Annotated in this window: 18 protein-coding genes; 12 read left to right on the forward strand and 6 right to left on the reverse strand. The window is 58.3% G+C overall.

Annotated elements, in window-relative coordinates; translation table 11 throughout:
* The first annotated feature begins 2 nt into the window (after positions 1-2).
* The 7 genes from fdxH (at position 3) to selB (ending at position 7,187) form a co-directional block, all read left to right on the forward strand.
* The gene (fdxH, locus tag F8R23_RS21510) at positions 3-902 is read left to right on the forward strand and encodes a formate dehydrogenase subunit beta (protein WP_129936219.1); all 900 of its coding nucleotides are present in this window, start codon (positions 3-5) and stop codon (positions 900-902) included.
* A complete protein-coding gene (gene fdoI, locus F8R23_RS21515) occupies positions 899-1,534 on the forward strand; it encodes a formate dehydrogenase cytochrome b556 subunit (RefSeq protein WP_085115214.1) in 636 nt (211 codons plus the stop codon). Before fdxH ends, fdoI begins: the two co-directional genes overlap by 4 nt.
* Positions 1,534-2,463 carry a formate dehydrogenase accessory protein FdhE gene (gene fdhE, locus F8R23_RS21520; protein ID WP_129936220.1) on the forward strand — a complete coding sequence of 310 codons (930 nt, stop codon included), beginning with the start codon at positions 1,534-1,536 and terminating at the stop codon, positions 2,461-2,463. The genes fdoI and fdhE overlap by 1 nt, the downstream gene beginning before the upstream one ends.
* Before the next feature lie 139 nt (positions 2,464-2,602).
* Entirely contained in the window at positions 2,603-3,250 is a 648-nt protein-coding gene (locus F8R23_RS21525; protein WP_129936221.1) for a DcrB/PsbP domain-containing protein, read from the forward strand.
* A gap of 34 nt (positions 3,251-3,284) precedes the next feature.
* A complete protein-coding gene (locus F8R23_RS21530; RefSeq protein WP_151415977.1) occupies positions 3,285-3,890 on the forward strand; it encodes a glutathione S-transferase in 606 nt (201 codons plus the stop codon).
* A gap of 67 nt (positions 3,891-3,957) precedes the next feature.
* Positions 3,958-5,349: an L-seryl-tRNA(Sec) selenium transferase gene (gene selA / locus F8R23_RS21535; protein WP_129937753.1), complete on the forward strand. Its 1,392-nt coding sequence runs from the start codon at positions 3,958-3,960 to the stop codon at positions 5,347-5,349.
* Positions 5,346-7,187: a selenocysteine-specific translation elongation factor gene (gene selB / locus F8R23_RS21540; protein WP_151415978.1), complete on the forward strand. Its 1,842-nt coding sequence runs from the start codon at positions 5,346-5,348 to the stop codon at positions 7,185-7,187. Before selA ends, selB begins: the two co-directional genes overlap by 4 nt.
* A 23-nt stretch (positions 7,188-7,210) precedes the next feature.
* Here the strand turns inward: selB and F8R23_RS21545 are convergent, their stop codons facing one another.
* Positions 7,211-8,458 (reverse strand): MFS transporter, encoded by a 1,248-nt coding sequence (locus tag F8R23_RS21545; protein ID WP_151415979.1) that lies wholly within the window; start codon positions 8,456-8,458, stop codon positions 7,211-7,213.
* A gap of 219 nt (positions 8,459-8,677) precedes the next feature.
* Between F8R23_RS21545 and F8R23_RS21550 the strand changes: the two genes are divergently transcribed.
* Positions 8,678-9,670 carry an acyltransferase gene (locus F8R23_RS21550; RefSeq protein WP_129936226.1) on the forward strand — a complete coding sequence of 331 codons (993 nt, stop codon included), beginning with the start codon at positions 8,678-8,680 and terminating at the stop codon, positions 9,668-9,670.
* Here the strand turns inward: F8R23_RS21550 and F8R23_RS21555 are convergent.
* The 5 genes from F8R23_RS21555 to xylA all read right to left on the reverse strand — a co-directional run bounded on the left by F8R23_RS21555 (position 9,665) and on the right by xylA (position 15,600).
* Entirely contained in the window at positions 9,665-10,588 is a 924-nt protein-coding gene (locus tag F8R23_RS21555) for a GlxA family transcriptional regulator (protein ID WP_151415980.1), read from the reverse strand. The two genes, F8R23_RS21550 and F8R23_RS21555, sit on opposite strands and share 6 nt — an antisense overlap.
* A 2-nt stretch (positions 10,589-10,590) precedes the next feature.
* The gene (locus F8R23_RS21560; RefSeq protein ID WP_129936228.1) at positions 10,591-11,142 is read right to left on the reverse strand and encodes a cysteine hydrolase family protein; all 552 of its coding nucleotides are present in this window, start codon (positions 11,140-11,142) and stop codon (positions 10,591-10,593) included.
* A 100-nt stretch (positions 11,143-11,242) separates the two neighbouring features.
* A complete protein-coding gene (locus F8R23_RS21565) occupies positions 11,243-12,637 on the reverse strand; it encodes an amidohydrolase family protein (RefSeq protein ID WP_112349427.1) in 1,395 nt (464 codons plus the stop codon).
* Positions 12,638-12,783: 146 nt separating this feature from the next.
* A complete protein-coding gene (gene xylB / locus F8R23_RS21570; protein WP_151415981.1) occupies positions 12,784-14,235 on the reverse strand; it encodes a xylulokinase in 1,452 nt (483 codons plus the stop codon).
* 45 nt (positions 14,236-14,280) lie between these two features.
* Entirely contained in the window at positions 14,281-15,600 is a 1,320-nt protein-coding gene (gene xylA, locus F8R23_RS21575; protein ID WP_112349425.1) for a xylose isomerase, read from the reverse strand.
* 366 nt (positions 15,601-15,966) lie between these two features.
* Here xylA and xylF point away from each other — a divergent pair, with 366 nt between their 5' ends.
* The 4 genes from xylF to xylR all read left to right on the forward strand — a co-directional run bounded on the left by xylF (position 15,967) and on the right by xylR (position 20,970).
* Entirely contained in the window at positions 15,967-16,962 is a 996-nt protein-coding gene (gene xylF, locus F8R23_RS21580; protein ID WP_129936230.1) for a D-xylose ABC transporter substrate-binding protein, read from the forward strand.
* 29 nt (positions 16,963-16,991) lie between these two features.
* Entirely contained in the window at positions 16,992-18,533 is a 1,542-nt protein-coding gene (locus F8R23_RS21585) for a xylose ABC transporter ATP-binding protein (protein WP_151415982.1), read from the forward strand.
* Complete coding sequence (gene xylH / locus F8R23_RS21590; RefSeq protein WP_129936232.1) at positions 18,511-19,695, forward strand: xylose ABC transporter permease XylH; 1,185 nt, start codon at positions 18,511-18,513, stop codon at positions 19,693-19,695. The genes F8R23_RS21585 and xylH overlap by 23 nt, the downstream gene beginning before the upstream one ends.
* Positions 19,696-19,791: 96 nt before the next feature.
* Positions 19,792-20,970, forward strand: a complete 1,179-nt coding sequence (xylR, locus tag F8R23_RS21595) for a D-xylose utilization transcriptional activator XylR (protein WP_129936233.1) — start codon at positions 19,792-19,794, stop codon at positions 20,968-20,970.
* The last annotated feature ends 7 nt before the right edge of the window (positions 20,971-20,977 follow it).

Raw genomic sequence — 20,977 nt, forward strand, 5'->3', positions numbered from 1 at the left:
TTATGGCAATGCAATCTCAGGACATCATTCGTAAATCCGCCACCAATGGCTTCACGCCGGCGCCTCGCGCCCGTGACCACCAGGAGGAAGTGGCCAAACTGATCGATGTCACCACCTGTATCGGCTGCAAGGCCTGTCAGGTGGCCTGTTCCGAATGGAACGACATCCGCGATGAAATCGGGCATAACGTCGGGGTGTATGATAACCCCGCCGATCTGACCGCCAAGTCGTGGACGGTGATGCGCTTCTCCGAAGTGGAGGAAAACGGCAAGCTGGAGTGGCTGATCCGCAAGGACGGCTGCATGCACTGCGCCGATCCGGGCTGCCTGAAGGCCTGCCCGTCGGAAGGGGCCATCATCCAGTACGCCAACGGCATCGTCGACTTCCAGTCCGAGCACTGCATCGGTTGCGGTTACTGCATCGCCGGTTGCCCGTTCGATGTGCCGCGCATGAACAAGGACGACAACCGGGTGTACAAGTGCACCCTGTGTGTCGATCGCGTTGATGTCGGCCAGGAACCGGCCTGTGTGAAGACCTGCCCGACCGGCGCTATCCATTTTGGCACCAAGGACGCCATGAAGGAGATTGCCGCCGAGCGCGTCAGCGAGCTGAATACCCGTGGTTATCAGAACGCCGGTCTGTACGATCCGGCGGGCGTGGGTGGCACCCATGTGATGTATGTGCTGCACCATGCCGACAAACCGCAGCTGTATCACGGTTTACCGGATAACCCGACCATCAGCCCGGCGATCACGTTCTGGAAAGGCGTGTGGAAACCCCTGGCGGCCATCGGCTTTGCCGCCACCTTTGCAGCGAGTGTGTTCCACTATGTCGGCGTCGGTCCAAACCGCGTCGAAGAGGAAGGCAACGACGAACTGCACGATGAGGAGACGCGCAAATGAGGAAGGAAAAGCGTATTCAGCGCTACAGCGCGCCGGAGCGGATTAACCACTGGATTGTGGCGTTCTGCTTTGTGTTCGCCGCCATCAGCGGGCTGGGGTTCTTTTTCCCCTCCTTCAACTGGCTGATGAACATTTTCGGCACGCCGCAGTTGGCGCGCATTCTGCACCCCTTCGTTGGGGTGATTATGTTTGCGGCCTTCCTGCTGATGTTCCTGCGCTACTGGAAGCATAATCTGATTAACCGCGAAGACATCGTCTGGGCCAAAAACATCCAAAAAATCGTCATGAACGAGGAAGTGGGTGACACCGGGCGTTATAATTTCGGACAGAAGTGCGTATTCTGGGCGGCAATCATTAGCCTGGTGCTGCTGCTGGCCAGCGGTGTTGTGATCTGGCGGCCGTACTTTGCGCCATCTTTCCCGATACCGCTGATCCGCATCGCGCTGCTGGTGCATTCGCTGGCTGCGGTGGGGTTGATCATCGTGATTATGGTGCACATTTACGCCGCGCTGTGGGTAAAAGGCACCATTACCGCCATGGTGGAAGGCTGGGTGCCGGCGGCCTGGGCTAAAAAACATCATCCGCGTTGGTACCGAGAGGTCCGCGAGAAACAACAGGAAGACAAACCCTGATGAGCATCCGCATTGTTCCTAAAGAGCAACTAGGGGCACAGCGTGAGAAGTCCACAACGGCGGAAACCATCCCGCCGTTACTTTTCGCGAATCTGAAAAGCCTTTACAGCCGCCGTGCTGAACGCCTGCGCAAGCTGGCGACCGACAACCCGCTGGGCGACTACCTGAACTTCGCCGCCCAACTGGCCGAGGCGCAACATCATGCGCTGCACGACAACCCGCTGACGTTGGATTTGACCGACGCGCTGCAGCAGAGTGCCGCCAGCGGCAAACCGCCGCTGGATCTGAGCATCTACCCGCGTAGTGAACACTGGCACAAGCTGCTGGCTTCGCTGATTGCCGAGTTGCGCCCGCAGGCGCCGGAACACATTCTGGCGGTGCTGGATAACCTGGAAAAGGCCTCGTCGCACGAACTGGAACTGCTGGCCGATGCCTTGCTTAACCAGGACTTCGGCAAAATTGGCAGCGAGAAAGCGCCGTTTATCTGGGCTGCGTTGTCGCTCTACTGGGCGCAGATGGCCGGGCAAATCCCTGGCAAAGCGCGTGCGGAATATGGCGAACACCGCCAGTTCTGCCCGGTATGCGGTAGCATTCCGGTGTCCAGCGTGGTGCATATCGGTACCGTCAGCGGCCTGCGTTATTTGCACTGCAACCTGTGCGAAAGCGAATGGCACGTGGTGCGGATCAAATGTAGTAACTGTGAGCAAACGCGCGATCTCAACTATTGGTCGCTGGACAGCGAACTGGCGGCGGTGAAGGCGGAAAGCTGCGGTGACTGCGGCACTTACCTGAAGATTTTGTATCAGGAAAAAGACCCGCAGGTTGAAGCGGTTGCCGACGATTTGGCCACGCTGGTGCTCGACGCCAAAATGGAAGATGAAGGCTTTGCCCGCAGCAGCATCAACCCGTTCCTGTTCCCGGGGTCGTAATCTCTGACATATTGGGCTGAATGTATTCGGCCCTTAGCATTTACCGGATGATTAATTTCGGATTGGGCTTCTGGCTTTCGCCCGGGCGAGTTGCTACGTTTACGCTATGACGCGCGAAGCGAAAGGAAAGGGATTGACGATGTTGAAGACCATTGCGAAATTGACGGCGGTTGCAGTTTTGACCCTTGGGCTGGCGGCCTGCGACAACAAGGACGACACCAAGCCGGAAGTGCCGAAGCCGGATACCAAACCGACCGTCACTCAACCTGTACCGCCACCGCCGGTGGTGGAGACGCCCCCCGCGCCCCCTCCGGGCCTGAAAGTCTCGATGCAAAAGGGCAAGATTACCTTTGAGTTACCGTCGGGCTTTAGCGATCAGACCGAGAACAGCGGCATCATCAACGACAGCAAATCCACCATTCAGCGCTTCCTGGACGGCAAATCGCGTCAGAGCACCGTTTCTTCCGAAGTGATCCCACCGGACGATATGAAGCTCAACAGCAGCGATAAAATGCTCAAAGATCTGACGCAGAGCATCATCACCGAGCTGGCCGACCGTTATCAAAATATCCAGACCACCAAAGAAGAGAACTTCACCGTCGGTAAGCAGAAATTCCGCCGGGTGGATACAGAGCAGAGCATTAACGGGCAGAAGGTGGTGTCTACCATCATGCTGACGGTGCTCAACAAGCGGGTGGTGACGCTGCAAATGTTGTCGCCGGCCAAAACGCCGGAGGCGCATCAGGCGCTGGTTCAGCAGGTTATCGACACGCTGGCGGTGAAATAACACCGCTGTGGTTTGCAAACCGAGGGGAAGACTGATGAAGCTTATTGGCAGTTACACCAGCCCTTTTGTCCGCAAGATTTCCGTGATGTTGTTAGAAAAAGGGATCGCGTTCGAATTCGTTAACGATCCGCCGTATGAGCCGGGCAGTCGGGTGGTGGAGCTGAATCCGCTCGCCAAGGTCCCGGTGCTGGTGGCCGAAGACGGCGCCGTCTTTTACGACTCGCGGGTGATCGCCGAATACCTCGAACTGCTGTCGGTGGCCCCGGCGTTTTTGCCCGCCGATCGCGCGGCAGCGCTGCGCATCCGTCAGGTGGAAACCCTGGCGGATGGCGTGACCGAGGCCGCTGCCACGCTGTTTCGCGAGAGCAAGCGGGCGCCGGAAAAGCAGGACGAAAACTGGATCCTGCGCCAGCGCGCCAAGCTGACGCACGGACTGGACGCGCTGGAAAAGCTGGCGCAAGAAAAAACGCTGCTGAACACCGACACGCTAACGCTGGCCGATATCGCCACCGGCTGTGCGCTGGGTTACCTTAATTTCCGTCGCATCATGCCTAACTGGTGTGTTGAGCGACCGGCGTTGATCAAGCTGGCCGAACGGCTGTTTGCCCGCGAAAGCTTTGCCCGCACCTCGCCCCCCTGATCTCCCTCACCCCGCTGCAGCGGGGTTTTGCTTTATGCCGAGACCACTACATTAAAACCGAGCGACCATGAGCACTGAATCCCAGTATCTTTACAGCCAGTTACCCGCAATTGACCGCCTGCTGCGCGATCCCGCTATTGAACCGCGGGTGGAACAACATGGCCAGACGCTGATTAGCGACCTGCTGCGCCAACTGCAACTGCAGGCGCGTGAAACCATTAAACAGCATCAACGGCTGCCCGACTGGTGCGCCGATTGGCCGCAGGCGCTTGGCGCAGCGCTGGCACAACGGCAGCGCACGGCGTTGGCACCGGTATTCAACCTGAGCGGTACCGTGCTGCACACCAATTTGGGCCGTGCCCTGCTGGCGCAACCGGCGATTGAGGCAGTGACGCGCTCAATGGGAGAGCCGGTGACGCTGGAATACGATCTGGATGGCGCCGGGCGTGGGCATCGCGATCGCGCCATCGCGGATTTATTGTGTCAGTTGACCGGCGCGGAAGACGCCTGCATCGTCAATAACAATGCGGCAGCGGTGCTGCTGATGCTGGCGGCAATCGCACCCGGCAAGCAAGTGGTGGTGTCGCGCGGTGAACTGGTGGAAATTGGCGGTGCATTTCGCATACCTGACGTGATGCGTCAGGCAGGCTGCCAGTTGGTGGAGGTGGGCACCACCAACCGCACCCACCTGAAAGACTACCGTAACGCCATTAACGACCAGACCGGGTTGCTGATGAAGGTGCATACCAGCAACTACAGCATTCAGGGCTTTACCGCCGCGGTGGACGAAGCCGAACTGGCGCAGCTCGGTGCAGAGCACGGCCTGCCGACCGCCACCGATCTGGGCAGCGGCTCACTGATTGATATGGCGCAGTACGGCCTGCCGGCCGAACCTATGCCGCAGCGGTTGCTGGCCGCCGGGGTTGATCTGGTGACCTTCTCCGGTGACAAACTGTTGGGCGGCCCGCAGGCCGGTATCATCGTCGGTAAAAAGGCGCTGATTGCCCGACTGCAGCAGCATCCTTTGAAGCGTGCGCTGCGCGTTGGCAAGCTGACGCTGGCAGCGCTGGAGGCTACCTTGCGGCTCTATCAGCAACCCGAGCTGCTGGCACAACAACTGCCGACGCTGCGATTGCTGACTCGCCCACAGCAGGCGATGCAGCAGGCTGCCGAACATCTGTTACAGGTGCTGACGCCACAATTTGCCGGGCATTTCCAACTGCGTGCCGAGCCCTGCTGGTCGCAGATTGGCAGCGGCTCGTTGCCGGTGGATCGGTTGCCGAGCTATGCATTGACCTTTACGCCGCAGGACGGCCGCGGCGCGACGCTGGAGGCACTGGCGGAACGCTGGCGCCGTCTGCCGCAGCCGGTGATTGGCCGAATTAACGACGGCAGGCTGTGGCTCGATCTGCGCTGCCTGGAGCAGGAAGAGGCGTTGATTGAGGTATTGAGCGCATGATTATTGCTACCGCAGGCCATGTCGACCATGGCAAGACCACCTTGCTGCAGGCGATCTCCGGGATCAATGCCGATCGCCTGCCGGAAGAAAAACGTCGGGGCATGACCATAGATCTGGGCTACGCCTACTGGCCGCAGCCCGATGGTCGGGTGCTGGGCTTTATCGATGTGCCTGGCCATGAAAAATTCCTCGCCAATATGCTGGCGGGCGTTGGCGGCATTGACCATGCGCTGCTGGTGGTGGCCTGCGACGACGGTGTGATGGCGCAAACCCGCGAGCACCTGGCGATCTTGCGCTTGAGCGGCCGCCCGGCATTGACGGTGGCGCTGACCAAGGCCGATCGGGTGGATGAGGCGCGTATTAATGAGGTACGGCGGCAGCTTGGCGAAGAACTGGCCCGCCAGGGTTGGTATCAGGTGCCAATGTTCGTCACTGCTGCGCTACAGGCGCGGGGCATTGATGCACTGCGTGCGCACCTGTTGGCGTTGCAGCCAGACAAACATGCGTTAACCCGTCGCTTCCGTCTGGCGGTGGATCGCGCGTTCAGCGTGAAGGGTGCGGGTCTGGTGGTGACAGGTACTGCGCTGGGTGGGCAGGTGGCGGTGGGTGACTCACTGTGGCTGACCGGTGTCGATGCCCCGGTGCGGGTACGAGGTTTACACGCTCAAAATCAGCCGGTTGAGCAAGCGCAGGCCGGGCAGCGTATCGCGCTGAATATCAGTGGTGACGTCAGCAAGGAACAGGTGGTACGCGGTGACTGGCTGCTGGCACAAAAGCCGCTGGCCGCTGCCGAACGCATTCTGGTCGCACTGGATGCCGATCAGCCGATACGGCACTGGCAGCCACTGCATTTGCATCATGCCGCCAGTCATATCACCGGGCGAATTTCGCTGTTGAATGAAGGCTTGGCTGAGCTGATCCTTGATCGCCCGTTGTGGTTAGCGGAAAACGATCGGCTGGTGCTGCGAGATATTGGCGCACGCCAAACGCTGGGGGGAGCCAGGGTGCTGAGTTTGACGACGCCGAAGCGTGGCAAGCGCCAACCTGAGTATCTGGCCTGGCTGGCAGCACTGGCACAGGCTGACGACGACCGACAGGCGCTGGCGTTGCATCTGCCTAACGGCGCACTGGATCTGGCCGCTTTTTCCTGGGCACGGCAACTGACCGAAGGCGAGCTGGCGTCGCTGTTGGCGGGCTGTGAGTTGCTGATTAGCGGCAATATGGCGCTGGCGCAGGTGAATGCCCAGCAGGGCCAACAGCGTCTATTACAGGTATTGGCCGAGTATCATCAGCAGCACGCCGATCAACTCGGTCTGGGGCGGGCACGCCTGCGGCGTATGGCCTTGCCTCAGCTTGCTGAACCGCTGGTATTTATGATGATCGATCGGCTGCTGGCCGAGGGGTTTATACACAATACGCGGGGCTGGTTGCACCTGCCGGAGCACGGTCTGGCGTTCAGTGCTGAAGAGCTGGCTCTGTGGGTGCGTATCGAGCCATTGTTCGGCGACGAGGCTTGGTGGGTGCGCGATCTGGCGACCGAATTGGGCGAGGATGAGGCCCTGGTGCGGGCGACGTTGCGTAAAGCGGCGCAGTTGGGGTATGTCACGGCTGTAGTGGTGGATCGTTACTACCTAAGCCGACGCATAGAACAGTTCGCCGCGCTGATCCGTGAGCTGGATGTGGAGCAAGGCAGTGCCAACGCCGCCGATTTTCGCGATCGGCTCGGTGTGGGCCGCAAGCTGGCGATCCAGGTATTGGAGTTTTTTGACCGCAGCGGTTTCACCCGCCGCAAAGGTAACCAGCACCTGCTGCGCGATAGCGGTCTTTTTGGTGGGTAAGCGGGGCAATTGCCCCGCTTGGATTACAGTGCAGCGTTAGGCGTCGGCGTTGCGTCGCCGCTGCGGCGTTTGCTGAGGAACAGCGCCACCAGCGCCAGCCAGCACAGGCCGCTAATCAGGTTGAACAGATTGAACAACCCGCTGCCGCCCCAGACGTAGGCCACTTTCGCCATCTCAATTCCGACAGTGAATACCATCATGCTCAGCATGCCCATGGTGGCGGAAACCGTGCCTTTGCTGACATTGCTTGAGAACAGCGTCAGGCGGTACAGCCCGGCGTTGGCCAGCCCGATACCGTAAGCGTACAGACTCAGGCCCGCAGTCATCCACAGATAGGCGTGAGTTGAGAACAGAGTGGCCAGCGCCGCGATCAGCAGCCCCAGCATCATTGGCCCTGCGCCCAGTTTGATCAACCGTTGGACGCTGTTCTTGCCGGTCATCCGCGCCAGCGTCAGGTTGCCGAGGATCAGCGCACCGAACACCGGAATTTGCAACAGGCCGTAATCCAGCGTCGACAGCGACTCGCCACTGATCAGGATCACCGGTGATTGGGCAATCCAGGCCAGCAGCGGCAGGCTGGCGAAGCCAATGGCCAACGCACCGCAGACAAAGCGACGGTTGGACAGCACCTGGCGATAGTCACGCCACAGGTTGGCGGCCGAGAGTTTCTCACCCTGCAGCGACGCGGTTTCCGGCATCGCTTTCCACAGGCCGTAGAAGGCAAAGGCCGCCAGCGCCGCAAACAGCACGAACATGCTTTGCCATGGCGCGACGTGGATCAGTGCTGCACCGGCCAGCGGCCCGAGCAGCGGGGCGATCAGTGCCACGTTGGCCATCAGCGCGGTGATTTTTATGCACACCGATTCCTCAAAGGATTCCTGTATCGTGGCGTAGCCCACCGCACCGATAAAGCACAGGCCAATCCCCTGCAGGAAACGCATAAAGATAAACTGTTCAATGCTGGTCACCAGCAAAATCGCCAGGCAGGCGACGATAAAGAACGCCACGCCAGCCAGCATCACCGGGCGACGGCCACGGCGATCCGACAACGGCCCCAGCAGCCATTGCAGGAAAATACCGCCGGCCAGATAGGCGGTCATGGAGGTGGGCACCCACTCTTCACCGGCGTTGAAATCGGCCACCACCGCCAGCATGCCAGGCTGGATCATATCGTTGGCGATATAGGTGGCGAATTCGAACAGCACCAGACACAGAGGGAATAAAAGCGCCTGTCGACCCAAGCGAGTCGCAGGTGGTAATGTTGTTTTCATATTTATCGTACTGAAAGTAAAGAAGAAATAAGGAACTGTCAGGGCGGGAAGCGCTATCTGAGCGAGTTGTGGCGGCTATTTTGCCGCCAATTGTTCACCTTGGCAATCATAAGGTGTCGTTTCAGCACATTCTGATATTACCCGTCAGGGTTGCCACCCACACTTTCGCTGGTTAACCTCCTTTTAACAGACGAAGATGACAATATTGCGGGCGACCTTTTGAGTAATAAAATTGGCTGGATAGATAACTTGCGCGCGGTGGCGTGCATGATGGTGGTGATGATCCACGCGACCACCTATTACGTCACCAGCGGGGTGGCGGTGGGGGAACACAACTGGGATATCGCCAACCTGTTGAATTCGATGTCGCGCGTCTCGGTGCCGTTATTTTTCATGATTTCCGGTTATCTGTTTTTCGGTGAGAAAAGCGCCGGTAAGAAACATTTCATCCGCATTGGCTGCTGTATCTTGTTCTACAGCGCCATCGCGCTGATCTATATTGCAACGTTCACCAAGATTGGCTTCTGGCCGTCGCTGCGTGGCATGTTGCTGAAACCGGTGTTCTATCACCTGTGGTTCTTCTATGCGATCGCGGTCATTTATTTGCTGTCGCCGCTGATCAACGTCAAACCGGTATCGCGCCGCTATCTGGCCGCTGTACTGGTGATCCTGGCGGTGATCGCCAACCCCAATACCAGCCCGCTGGCCCTGGGCAATGCGCACCTGCTGCCGGTGAATCTGTATATCTATGGAGACACTTTCTATTACCTGCTGTATGCGTTGGCCGGCCGGGCGATTGGCATGATGGACACCCAGGGACGTGGCATCAGTTGGCTGGCGGCGTCAGGTTTTGTGTTTAGCGTGGCGTTGATTATTCACGGCACCAAAAGCCAGATGTTTATTAACGGTAATTTCGCCGATACCTACTACATCTACTGCGGCCCGCTGGTGTTTATCGCGGCGGTATCACTGCTGATCTGGTTTAAAAACTGTCTGCCGGAGCCGATTGGCTGGTTGGGCGTTTTTTCCCGCCATTCGCTGGCGATCTACGGTTTTCACGCCATTATCGTTAACTTTATGCGTAACCGGCACCTGGAACTGACGGCTCATCCATTGCTGGATATCTTCTGGGTGTTCGGGGCGGCGTTGGCACTCAGCCTGCTGTTGTCGATAGGGCTGCAGAAAATAGACCCTCGACGGCTGGTGTCATAGCTCGGCTAAACCGCGCTGTTGGGCGCGCCTCAGTTGGCGGCCGGAGGAGAACCCCGCAGCCAAGGCCGCTTTCTCCAGCCCATAGCCTTGCTGCAGGCGCTGCTGCGCTACTGCCAGCCGTAGCTGCTCATGATACTCGCGCACGCTGATACCGATATGGCTACGGAATAATCGTGCCAGATGACGGCTACTGACGTGGGCCTTTTCCGCCACCTGCGGCACCGACCATTCTGCTTCCGGTTCGGCGGCCATCACGTCTTGCGCACGGTGCACCGCCGGGTGTAGATGGTTACGGTAGCGCAGCCAGGGTGAAAGCTGCGGGTCGTCGCCGGAACGGCGAAAATACACCACCATTTCCCGGGCAATCTCCATCGCCCGGGTAGCGCCACACTGGCGGTTAATCAGGTGTAGAGCCAGATCGATACCGGCGGTGATCCCCGCGCTGGTGTAAACGCCGCGGTCTTCAACAAAGATGCGATTTTCTTTCACCTGCGCTGCCGGGGCCTGCTGGCGCAGGCGATCGATCACGTCGTGATGGGTGGTGCATTGGTAGCCGTCGAGCAAACCGGCCTGCGCCGCCAGCAGGGCGCCGGAACAGACGCAGACCAATGTGATACTTTGCTGTTGCAGCTCGGGTTGCAGCGCAGCCAGCCAGCGGCGGGCCTGTTGGGCTGGCGCAGTGGCGAAGAAATGCTGCGAATCACTGACGCCCGGTACCACCAGAATAGCGCCGTTTTCCAGCCGGTCAGGCAGCGGCTGTAGCTGACTCAACGTCATGCCGATCGAACAGGTGACCTGCTGCAGTGGGCTGATGTATCGCAGGCTGAACAGCCCGGCCAGGCGCAGAGTTTCCGCCGGGCCGCTGACGTCCAGCGACAGCACCTGGGGTAGCATCAGAAAGTAGACGGCCTGCGGCATGATTACTCCTGTGAGAGTTGCGCCAGTGCCTCATCCACGCTGGCGATGCGGGCGAAGCGATCGACCAGCACCGTCTCAGTATGCCGCTTGAGCTGTTCGGTGGTAAAGACTTGTCCGTCGGGGTGTTGCATCGGGAAGGTCAACGTGGCTTCGGTGACAAAGGTGACCTGATAGCCGAGATCGGCCGCTACCCGGGTGGTGGTTTCACAGCACTGCTCGGTACGGATGCCGCAGATAATCAAATGCTTGATATGTCGCTCAAGCAGCCAGGCATCCAGGCCGGACTCGGTCAGTGCGTTGTGCACCTGTTTGTGCACGGTGACATCGGCCTGATGGTCGAGGAATGGCAGGCGCTTTACCCAGCCGGACGCCAACGAAAAGGGTCCCTCTGGCGACACGTGGAATACGTCAACCAGCGGCACGCCTTGCTGCTGACAGCCTGCGATCAACCGCGTCAGCGCCTGTTGGAAAGCCGGTAGCTCCTCCTCTTGCCAGAATGGACGATGTTGGAATGATTGCTGAACATCGATGATCAATAACGCGCTCTGTGACATTTTCGGCCCTCCGCCAATTAGGTATAACGCCATACTGCGCCGTTATCCTGCAGAGAAGAAGGCCAAAAACGGCCATCATGGTGGCGTCAGCGGACCAGCATCAGGCTTTGCCGATCTGGCCGGCGACCAGCCGCCCTTGATGGAAGGTGACGCGGCGAGTCGGTAGGCGGGCTACCGCTTCGGCGGAGCAACTGGCGTTGATCAGCACGAACTCTGCGCTGTCACCGGCTTTGGGCCACACTCGTTGGCCTTTGTCGTTCAGCGGCAGCACGCCGCCGGTGGAAATAGCCATGGCGCGTGACAGATGAAACTCGTCAGAACCCCGGTAAAGTTGGGCGTAAAGGTTGGCTTTTTCCAGAATGTCGCCAGTGCCGAATGGGGACCAGTGGTCGATCACGCTGTCGGTTCCGGTCATCACAAATACCCCTTTCTCACTGAGCTGTGGCAGCGGCATCATCAGCCCGCCAATCGGCACCGTGGAGGCGATGGTGATTTGCTGCGCGGCCAGGCGGGTGGCGGTTTCTTCCAGCTCATTCGGGTTCAGCGCGGTCAGGGCAAATGCGTGGCTGATGGTGACTTTACCGCGCAGCGAAGGATTCTTTTCTACGGTGGTAATCATGTAGTTGATGGCGGCCACCCCGGCCGGGCTGGTTTCATGCAGGTGGATATCGACGCCTTTGCCGGTGTCGAGCGCAATCTGGAACATGGCGTCCAGTGACTGTTCCATCGCACCGTCGACGTTGGTCGGATCCAGCCCGCCAACGTATTGCACCCCCATCTGCATGGCTTCACGCATTAAGCCGTCAACTTTAGAGTGCAGCAGGCCGTGCTGTGGGAAGGCGACGATTTCACAGCTGAAATCGGCCTGGTGAATTTCCAGCGCGCGCTGCAGGTGTTCCAGGCTTTTCAGCCCGCTGACCGGATCGATATTGCAGTGGCTACGCGCCACGGTGCTGCCTTTGGATTGCAGCAGGGCGATCAGGTTTTCTGCACGTTGTTGTGAGGTAGGCAACAGCTTGGGGATCAGCGTCTGTTCCAGCGCGATCATATCCATAATGGTTTTGCCCTGGCGCGGACGCGGTGCCTGCCATGGGCCGCTGTAAAAGGTTTTATCCAGGTGGATATGCATGTCGCGAAATGCCGGCAGCAGCAACTGGCCCTGTGCCTGATAGCGTGGCACGCCAGTGGGAACCGCCGCCTCCTTCGGGTGGATGGCGGCAATTTTTCCGTCTTTGATTTCAAGCTGATAGAGTGCGGTGCGGGTGCCTATCACCGTGTCGCCATCGTACTCAAAACCGTCTTCCAGCCGCACATCGCTCAGCCAGTAGTGACTGTCGGTCAGGGTCATGGGTTGGGTCTCCGGTGTACAGGGGCTGCCCGTCGGCACGGCGGCCTGCGCCACGCCACCGGTCAGGCCGATCACCGCACAGGCAGTGGTAATTTTGCCGGTTTGGCTGAGGAAAGCTCTGCGGCTTTGTTGTTGATTTTTTTCCACGTTCAGTTCCTTAATCCAGAGGTGAGGTGTGTCAAAAGACAGCCACCAATTTAGGAGAGGAGCCGACGGGTTGGCAGTGACATTTGCCACTGGCGACTATTCGATTTGGCAATAATAAGGGGGCGGGTATTACCCCACCCCTGTTTTTACATCAGCGGTAACAGATGGGTATAGAGTTCGCGGAAGGTGCTGCGTAGCGTAGCGTACTCTTGGTGGTGCTCGGCATCTGGGGTATGTACCTGCTCCAGCGTTAATTCAGGTAGCAGTTCGCCGAGTGGGCGCTGCGGGTTCAGTGCGATCTGCGCCAGCCGCGCGGCCCCCAGCGCCGGACCGACGTCGCCACCGGTACGGTATTCCAGCCGCTGGCCACTGATGTCCGCCAGCATTTGCCGCCAGAATGGACTGCGTGCGCCGCCGCCAATCAGAGTGATGCTGGAGGGCTGCAGGCCGCTGGCGTGCAGCACGTCCATTCCGTCGGCCAGGGCGAAACCGACGCCTTCCAGCACCGCACGCGCCAGATCGTTTGGACCATGTTGATGGGTGAGCCCCCAGAATGCTCCCTTGGCGTTCGGGTTGTTATGCGGCGTTCGCTCGCCGGACAGATAGGGCAAAAACCACAGCGGGGCCGCCGCCTGTGGGGCCTGTTCGACGTTACGCAGCAGGGTGGCGACGTCTTCGACATTAGTCAGTTTGCAAACCCAGTCCAGACAGGAGGCGGCGCTGAGCGTCACCGACATCAGGTGCCAGGTGTCAGTCAGCGCATGGCAGAAGCTGTGCACCGCGCTGGCCGGGTTGCTGAGAAAGCCGTCGCTGACTGCAAAATACACCCCCGAAGTACCGAGCGACAGCATCGCCTGCCCGGCCTGATACAGCCCCACGCCGATCGCCCCGGCGGCATTATCGCCGCCACCGGCCACCACCGGTACCGGCGACATGCCCCAGCGGCGGGCCAGTTCGGTATGGGTCTGGCCGGTTACCTGATTGCCCTCGAACAGTTGCGGCATCTGGCGGCGGGTCAGGCCGCAGGCGGCCAGCATCTCGTCGCTCCAGTCACGTTGCGCCACGTTCAGCCAGCCAGTGCCGGCGGCGTCCGACATGTCGCTGGCGAAGTCGCCGGTGATGCACCAGCGCACATAATCTTTAGGCAACAGCACCTTATCAATGCGATCGAACAACTGGGGTTCATGCTGTTGCACCCACAACAGTTTAGGGGCGGTGAAGCCCGGCATCATCAGGTTGCCGGTAATTTGCCGTGATTGCGGCACCGCCTGTTCCAGCGCCATACATTGCGCGGCGCTTCTGCCGTCATTCCACAGGATCGCCGGGCGCAACACCTGTTGCCGTGCGTCCAACAGCGTGGCGCCGTGCATCTGGCCGCTGAGGCCGATGGCTTTTACCTGCTGCAGGCTGTGCTGTTTGCCCAGCGCCAGCATCGCGCGATCGGTAGCGTGCCACCAGTCCTGCGGCGCTTGCTCTGACCACAGGGGATGGGGGCGGGAAATGGGCAGCGACTCACCGTGGCTGGCAAGCAGTTGGCCCTGCTCACTGAGCAAAATGACTTTTACGCCGGAGGTGCCGAGGTCGATGCCGATATACATGGTTAAGGATCCTTAAATGCGCGGCGGAGCGCCGCGCGGGGTCAGTTAGCCGAACAGGTAGCGGTTCATCAGGTTTTCAAGCTGCTCCTGGCGGCCGCTGACGTGCTGTGGCGCCAGTGCATGTCCTTCAGCGTACTGCGCCAGAGCTTCGAGCGACAGTTTGCCCTGCAAAATTTGCTGGCCCAATTCACCATTCCAGCCGGCATAGCGTTTGGATACCTGCTGGTGTAACTGACCGTCAGTCACCATTTTCGCGGCTACCTTCAGCGCCAGCGCCATGGTGTCCATGGCACCAATATGGCCATAGAACAGGTCGTATTTGTCGGTGCTTTGACGGCGTACCTTGGCATCAAAGTTCAGCCCGCCGGTGGTAAAGCCCCCGGCCTTGAGAATTTCGAACATCACCAGCGCGTTTTCTTCTACGCTGATCGGGAACTGGTCGGTGTCCCAACCCAACTGCGGGTCGCCCCGGTTGGCATCGACGGAACCAAAGATGCCGAGCGCAATGGCAGTGGCGATCTCATGGTGGAACGAGTGGCCCGCCAGCGTGGCGTGGTTGGCTTCGATATTCACCTTGATCTCTTTCTCCAGGCCGAACTGCTTGAGGAAGCCGTAAACGGTGGCGACATCGTAGTCGTATTGATGCTTGGTCGGCTCCTGGGGTTTGGGCTCAATCAGCAAGGTGCCCTGGAAACCGGTTTTATGTTTGTGCTCCACCACCATCTGCATAAAACGGCCAATTTGCTCACGCTCCTGGCGCAGGTCGGTGTTCAGCAAGGTTTCATAGCCTTCGCGGCCGCCCCACAGCACGTAGTTTTCACCGCCCAGGCGTTGAGTGGCATTCATGGCGGTAAACACCTGAGTGGCAGCCCAACTGAACACTTCCGGATCGGGGTTAGTGGCAGCACCGGCACCATAACGTGGGTGGGTAAAGCAGTTGGCGGTGCCCCACAGCAGTTTTACGCCGCTGCCGTGTTGTTTTTCCTCCAGTACGTCGGTCATGACCGCAAAGTTATGCAGATACTCTTTCAGCGAAGCGCCTTCCGGCGAAACGTCGACGTCATGGAAGCAGTAGTAGGGGACGTTCAGCTTGTGGAAGAACTCGAACGCCACGTCGGCTTTGCGTTTGGCCAGCGCCAGCGCATCGCCCGGTTGCTGCCAGGGACGATCGAAAGATCCGACGCCGAACATGTCCGCGCCGTTCCAGCAGAAAGTATGCCAGTAGCAGGCGGCAAAACGCAGGTGCTCCGCCATGCGTTTGCCGAGCACCATTTCATCCGGGTTGTAATGGTGAAAGGCCAGCGGGTTATTACTGGTGGGGCCTTCGTAGCGCACTTGCTCAAGCTGATCAAAATAAGATTGCATTATCGACTCCTGGGTAGCAATGCCCGGTTTACGGGATGCCTTTATCTTCGGAGTTTGCGACAGGCTGCTCAATTACGTTATTTCACACTTAAATTCACAGAATTATTAAATGTGCGACAGATCTCATAATCTGTTATTAACCGCAGTTTATTTAAGGCTTAATTCATTTTTATTTGTCGACCTGCTGCTTTTCAGCCTGAAAGCATGACCGCCATCATAAAAACAACATTAAACCAAAAATCATAATTGGCCGGTAAAAATCAGTAATTGCTGAATATTAAATAACCGATAACAATCCGCTCTAAGCTGAGTTACTGGCCCGTTTCAATTATTGCCCCTACCCGTTAAATAACAAAGGTATATAAGATGAAATTCAAACCTGTGTTCCTTTCGGTCTGCGCACTGCTGGCGCTGGCCAGCCAACCAGCGTTCAGCAAAGAAGTCAAAATTGGTATGGCGATCGACGACCTGCGCCTGGAGCGCTGGCAAAAAGATCGCGATATCTTTGTCAGTAAAGCCAAATCACTGGGGGCAGACGTGTTTGTTCAGTCGGCCAACGGCAATGAAGAAACCCAGATGGCGCAGATTGAAAACATGATCAACCGCGGCGTCGACGTGCTGGTGATTATTCCCTACAACGGCAAGGTGTTGAGCAACGTGATCAGCGAAGCCAAGCGGGAAGGCATTAAAGTGCTGGCTTACGATCGCATGATTAATAACGCCGATATCGATTTTTACATCTCCTTTGATAATGAAAAGGTCGGTGAACTGCAGGCGCAAAGCCTGGTGCAACGGGTGCCGCAGGGCAATTATTTCCTTATGGGCGGCTCGCCGGTGGATAACAACGCCAAGCTGTTCCGCCAGGGGCAAATGAAGGTGCTGCAACCGCTGATCGACGGCGGAAAAATCAAGGTAGTGGGCGATCAGTGGGTCGACGGATGGTTGCCGGAAAACGCATTAAAAATCATGGAAAATGCGCTGACTGCCAACAATAACAAGATTGATGCGGTAGTGGCTTCCAACGACGCCACCGCCGGTGGCGCGATCCAGGCGCTGGCCGCTCAGGGCCTGGCGGGCAAGGTGGCCATTTCCGGTCAGGATGCCGATTTGGCGGCGGTGAAGCGCATTGTCGGCGGTACCCAGACCATGACGGTGTATAAGCCAATCAGCAAGCTGGCCGACGAGGCGGCGGGCATCGCGGTGCAACTGGGCAAGGGTGAACAGCCGAAGGCCAACGCCACGTTAAATAACGGCAGCAAAGATGTGCCGTCCTGGTTATTAACGCCAATCCCGGTAGACAAATCGAATATCGACAGCACTATTATTGCCGACGGCTTCCACAAAAAAGCCGACATTAATTAATTCCGACAGTCGGTAATGCGGAGGGAATAATGCCCAGCCTATTAGAAATGAAAAATATCACCATGCAATTCGGGGTGGTTAAGGCGGTGGATAATGTCAACCTGAAATTAGAGGCCGGACAGGTGTTATCGCTGTGTGGTGAAAATGGTTCGGGAAAATCCACCCTGATGAAGGTGCTGTGCGGGATATATCCGCACGGCAGTTATCAGGGCGATATTTATTTCTCTGATAATTTATTAGCGGCAAAAAACATTCGCGACACCGAGCAGAAAGGCATCGCCATCATCCATCAGGAGCTGGCGCTGGTGAAGCAGATGACGGTGCTGGAAAACATGTTTCTCGGCAATGAATGGTGTCGATACGGCGTAATGGATTACGACGCCATGTACCTGCGCTGTCGACGGATGCTGGCGCAGGTCAAGTTGGAGGTGGATCCTAACACCCCTATCGGCGAACTGGGGTTGGGCCAGCAGCAGCTAGTGGAGATCGCCAAGGCGCTGAACAAGCAGGTGCGGCTGCTGGTGCTGGATGAGCCGACGGCGTCGTTGACCGAAAGTGAAACCGCTACGCTGCTGGCGATCATTGGGGATCTGCGCGATCACGGCATCGCCTGTATTTACATTTCGCACAAGCTGAATGAGGTGAAGGCGATCTCGGATCTGATCTGCGTGATCCGCGACGGCAAGCACATCGGCACGCACCCGGCGGCGGAAATGAGCGAGGACGATATTATCGCCATGATGGTCGGGCGTGAGTTAACCGAGCTGTATCCGCAGCAACAGCATGATATCGGTGAGGTGATCCTGCAGGTGGATAACCTGACCGCCTGGCACCCGGTGAATCGCCATGTTCGGCGGGTGGATGATGTTTCTTTCAGCCTGAGACGCGGCGAAATACTCGGTGTGGCCGGCTTGGTCGGCTCCGGACGGACCGAAACCATGCAGTGCCTGTTCGGCGTCTACGCTGGCCGGTGGCAGGGAAGCATTACCCTCAATGGCCAGCCGGCCGTGATCAACAATTGCCGCCAGGCGATGCGATATGGCATCGCCATGGTGCCGGAAGACCGCAAGCGTGATGGCATCGTACCGGTGATGGGCGTGGGGGCCAATATGACGTTGGCGGCGCTGAGCGACTTTAGCGGTGCGCTGACGGTGATCGATGATGCTTTGGAACAGGCGACCATTCGCCAGTCGCTGGCACAGCTTAAGGTAAAAACTTCCTCGCCTGAACTGGCGATTGCCCGGTTGAGCGGTGGTAATCAACAGAAGGCTATTCTCGCCAAGTGCCTGCTGCTAAAGCCGAAAATTCTGATATTGGATGAGCCGACGCGCGGTATCGACATCGGCGCCAAACATGAAATCTATAAGTTAATCAATCAACTGGTACAGCAGGGGATTGCGGTGATCGTGGTGTCTTCGGAACTGCCGGAAGTGCTGGGATTAAGCGATCGTGTCCTGGTGATGCACCAGGGGCGCATCAAGGCGTCGTTGATCAACCGGGGACTGACCCAGGAACAGGTGATGGAAGCCGCATTGAGGAGTGAAACAGATGTCGAAAAACACGCAGTCTGAAGCGATCGTGCCGGCAATGGTGGAGAAAAGACCCATAGTGAAACTAAAATCCATCAATTTGCAGGTGTTTGTGATGTTGGCGGCGATAGTCGTCATTATGCTGTTCTTTACCTTTACCACCGAGGGGGCTTATCTCAGCGCGCGTAATATTTCCAACCTGCTGCGCCAGACGGCGATCACCGGCATTCTGGCGGTCGGTATGGTGTTCGTGATTGTGTCGGCAGAAATCGATCTATCGGTCGGTTCAATGATGGGGTTGTTAGGTGGGGCGGCGGCGATTTTCGACGTTTGGCTTGGCTGGCCATTGCCGCTGACCATCGTGGTGACGCTGCTGGCCGGTCTGCTTTTAGGGGCCTGGAACGGTTGGTGGGTGGCTTATCGCAAGGTTCCGTCGTTTATCGTTACCCTGGCGGGGATGTTGGCCTTTCGCGGCATCCTGATCGGCATTACCAATGGCACTACCGTGGCACCGACCAGCGGCGCGATGTCGCAAATTGGCCAGAGCTATTTGCCGAACGGTCTGGGTTTTGGCATCGGTGCGGTTGGGCTGATGCTGTTTGTTGCCTGGCAGTGGCGGCGGCGCAGTCGGCGTGCCCAGCTCGGTTTGCCCGTGGCCACACCGACCGGTGATGTCACCCGGCAAAGTATTTTGGCACTGCTGGTACTCGGTGCCATCTATTTACTCAACGATTACCGTGGGGTGCCGACGCCGGTGCTGATCCTCACCGCGCTGATGCTGGCGGGGATATTTATGGCCACCCGTACCGCCTTCGGCCGTCGGATCTACGCCATCGGCGGTAATATTGACGCTGCGCGGCTGTCGGGTGTCAACGTCGAACGCACCAAGCTGGCGGTGTTTGCCATCAACGGCCTGATGGTGGCGATTGCCGGTCTGATCCTCAGTTCACGTCTGGGGGCCGGGTCACCTTCGGCGGGCAATATTGCTGAGCTGGACGCCATCGCCGCCTGTGTGATTGGCGGCACCAGCCTGGCCGGCGGCATCGGCAGCGTGGCCGGCGCGGTGATGGGCGCGTTCATCATGGCATCGCTGGATAACGGCATGAGCATGCTGGACGTGCCGACCTTCTGGCAGTACATCGTTAAGGGCGCCATTTTGCTGCTGGCGGTATGGATGGACTCCGCCACCAAGCGGCGGGCATAAGAATAGCGTCTGAGCTCACAGTTATGAGGTGATGCCTGCTGCTCTCCCGGATGGGTTGTGCTATGCCAGAGAGCAGTTCATTTATCGGGGATGCCCATGTTCGAGAAGCGCTTTCGCATTACCTTGCTGTTCAATGCCAATAAAGTGTACGACCGCCAGGTGGTAGAAGGCGTCGGCGAGTATTTACAGGCTTCACAATGTGACTGGGACATCTTTATCGAAGAGGATTTTCGCTGCCGTATCGACAACATCAAGGACTGGCTGGGCGATGGGGTGATCGCCGATTTCGACGACGGTGAAATCGAACGGTTACTGCATAACGTCAGGGTGCCGATCGTCGGGGTGGGTGGCTCTTATCATCGCGATGAGGACTACCCACCGGTGCACTACATTGCCACCGACAATCAGGCGCTGGTGGAGGCGGCATTTACTCATCTGAAAGAAAAAGGCATTAACCGTTTTGCCTTCTACGGTTTGCCCAGCGAAGGCGGTAAACGCTGGGCGCAGGAACGTGAGCATGCCTTCCGTCAGCGGGTGGCGCTGGAGCAGTATCAGGGCGTGGTGTATCAGGGTATGGCGACCGCGCCGGAGAACTGGCAATACGCGCAGAACCGGCTGGCAGACTGGGTGCAGACCCTGCCGCAGCAGACCGGCATTATCGCGGTGACCGATGCGCGGGCACGGCATTTGCTGCAGGTGTGTGAACATCTGGATATTGCGGTGCCGGAAAAGCTGTGCGTGATCGGCATCGACAATGAAGAGCTGACGCGCTACCTGTCTCGGGTGGCGCTGTCTTCGGTGGCGCAGGGAACCCGGCAGATGGGGTATCGCGCCGCCAAATTGCTGCACCAATTGCTCGATCGCCGCGAACTGCCATTGCAGCGCATTTTGGTGCCGCCGGTGAAGGTGATTGAACGTCGCTCTACCGATTTCCGCTCGCTGCGCGACCCGGCGGTGATCCAGGCGATGCATTACATTCGTCATCACGCCTGCAAGGGCATCAAGGTCGAGCAGGTACTGGACGCGATCGGCATGTCGCGCTCCAATCTGGAAAAACGCTTCAGGGATGAAACCGGCGAAACTATCCACCATGTGATCCATCAGGAAAAGTTGGATCGCGCCCGTAACCTGCTGACGGCTACCTCACTGACCATCAATGAGATCTCACAGATGTGTGGCTACCCGTCGCTTCAGTATTTTTATTCGGTGTTCAAGAAAGGCTATGACATGACGCCCAAAGACTATCGCCAGCGTTATGGCGAGGTTGGGTATTAGGGCGGGT

The sequence above is a fragment of the Serratia proteamaculans genome (assembly GCF_008830365.1).
GTDB lineage: Bacteria > Pseudomonadota > Gammaproteobacteria > Enterobacterales > Enterobacteriaceae > Serratia > Serratia proteamaculans.

What these genes read in the sequence shown, in the direction of transcription:
- xylH (WP_129936232.1), top strand. Translation starts at nt 18,511, where the DNA reads ATGTCGAAAAACACGCAGTCTGAAGCGATCGTGCCGGCAATGGTGGAG.
- xylA (WP_112349425.1), bottom strand. Translation starts at nt 15,600, where the DNA reads ATGCAATCTTATTTTGATCAGCTTGAGCAAGTGCGCTACGAAGGCCCC.
- F8R23_RS21555 (WP_151415980.1), bottom strand. Translation starts at nt 10,588, where the DNA reads ATGCCGCAGGCCGTCTACTTTCTGATGCTACCCCAGGTGCTGTCGCTG.
- selA (WP_129937753.1), top strand. Translation starts at nt 3,958, where the DNA reads ATGAGCACTGAATCCCAGTATCTTTACAGCCAGTTACCCGCAATTGAC.
- xylB (WP_151415981.1), bottom strand. Translation starts at nt 14,235, where the DNA reads ATGTATATCGGCATCGACCTCGGCACCTCCGGCGTAAAAGTCATTTTG.
- fdoI (WP_085115214.1), top strand. Translation starts at nt 899, where the DNA reads ATGAGGAAGGAAAAGCGTATTCAGCGCTACAGCGCGCCGGAGCGGATT.
- F8R23_RS21530 (WP_151415977.1), top strand. Translation starts at nt 3,285, where the DNA reads ATGAAGCTTATTGGCAGTTACACCAGCCCTTTTGTCCGCAAGATTTCC.
- F8R23_RS21525 (WP_129936221.1), top strand. Translation starts at nt 2,603, where the DNA reads ATGTTGAAGACCATTGCGAAATTGACGGCGGTTGCAGTTTTGACCCTT.
- fdxH (WP_129936219.1), top strand. Translation starts at nt 3, where the DNA reads ATGGCAATGCAATCTCAGGACATCATTCGTAAATCCGCCACCAATGGC.
- selB (WP_151415978.1), top strand. Translation starts at nt 5,346, where the DNA reads ATGATTATTGCTACCGCAGGCCATGTCGACCATGGCAAGACCACCTTG.
- F8R23_RS21585 (WP_151415982.1), top strand. Translation starts at nt 16,992, where the DNA reads ATGCCCAGCCTATTAGAAATGAAAAATATCACCATGCAATTCGGGGTG.
- fdhE (WP_129936220.1), top strand. Translation starts at nt 1,534, where the DNA reads ATGAGCATCCGCATTGTTCCTAAAGAGCAACTAGGGGCACAGCGTGAG.
- F8R23_RS21560 (WP_129936228.1), bottom strand. Translation starts at nt 11,142, where the DNA reads ATGTCACAGAGCGCGTTATTGATCATCGATGTTCAGCAATCATTCCAA.
- xylR (WP_129936233.1), top strand. Translation starts at nt 19,792, where the DNA reads ATGTTCGAGAAGCGCTTTCGCATTACCTTGCTGTTCAATGCCAATAAA.
- xylF (WP_129936230.1), top strand. Translation starts at nt 15,967, where the DNA reads ATGAAATTCAAACCTGTGTTCCTTTCGGTCTGCGCACTGCTGGCGCTG.
- F8R23_RS21545 (WP_151415979.1), bottom strand. Translation starts at nt 8,458, where the DNA reads ATGAAAACAACATTACCACCTGCGACTCGCTTGGGTCGACAGGCGCTT.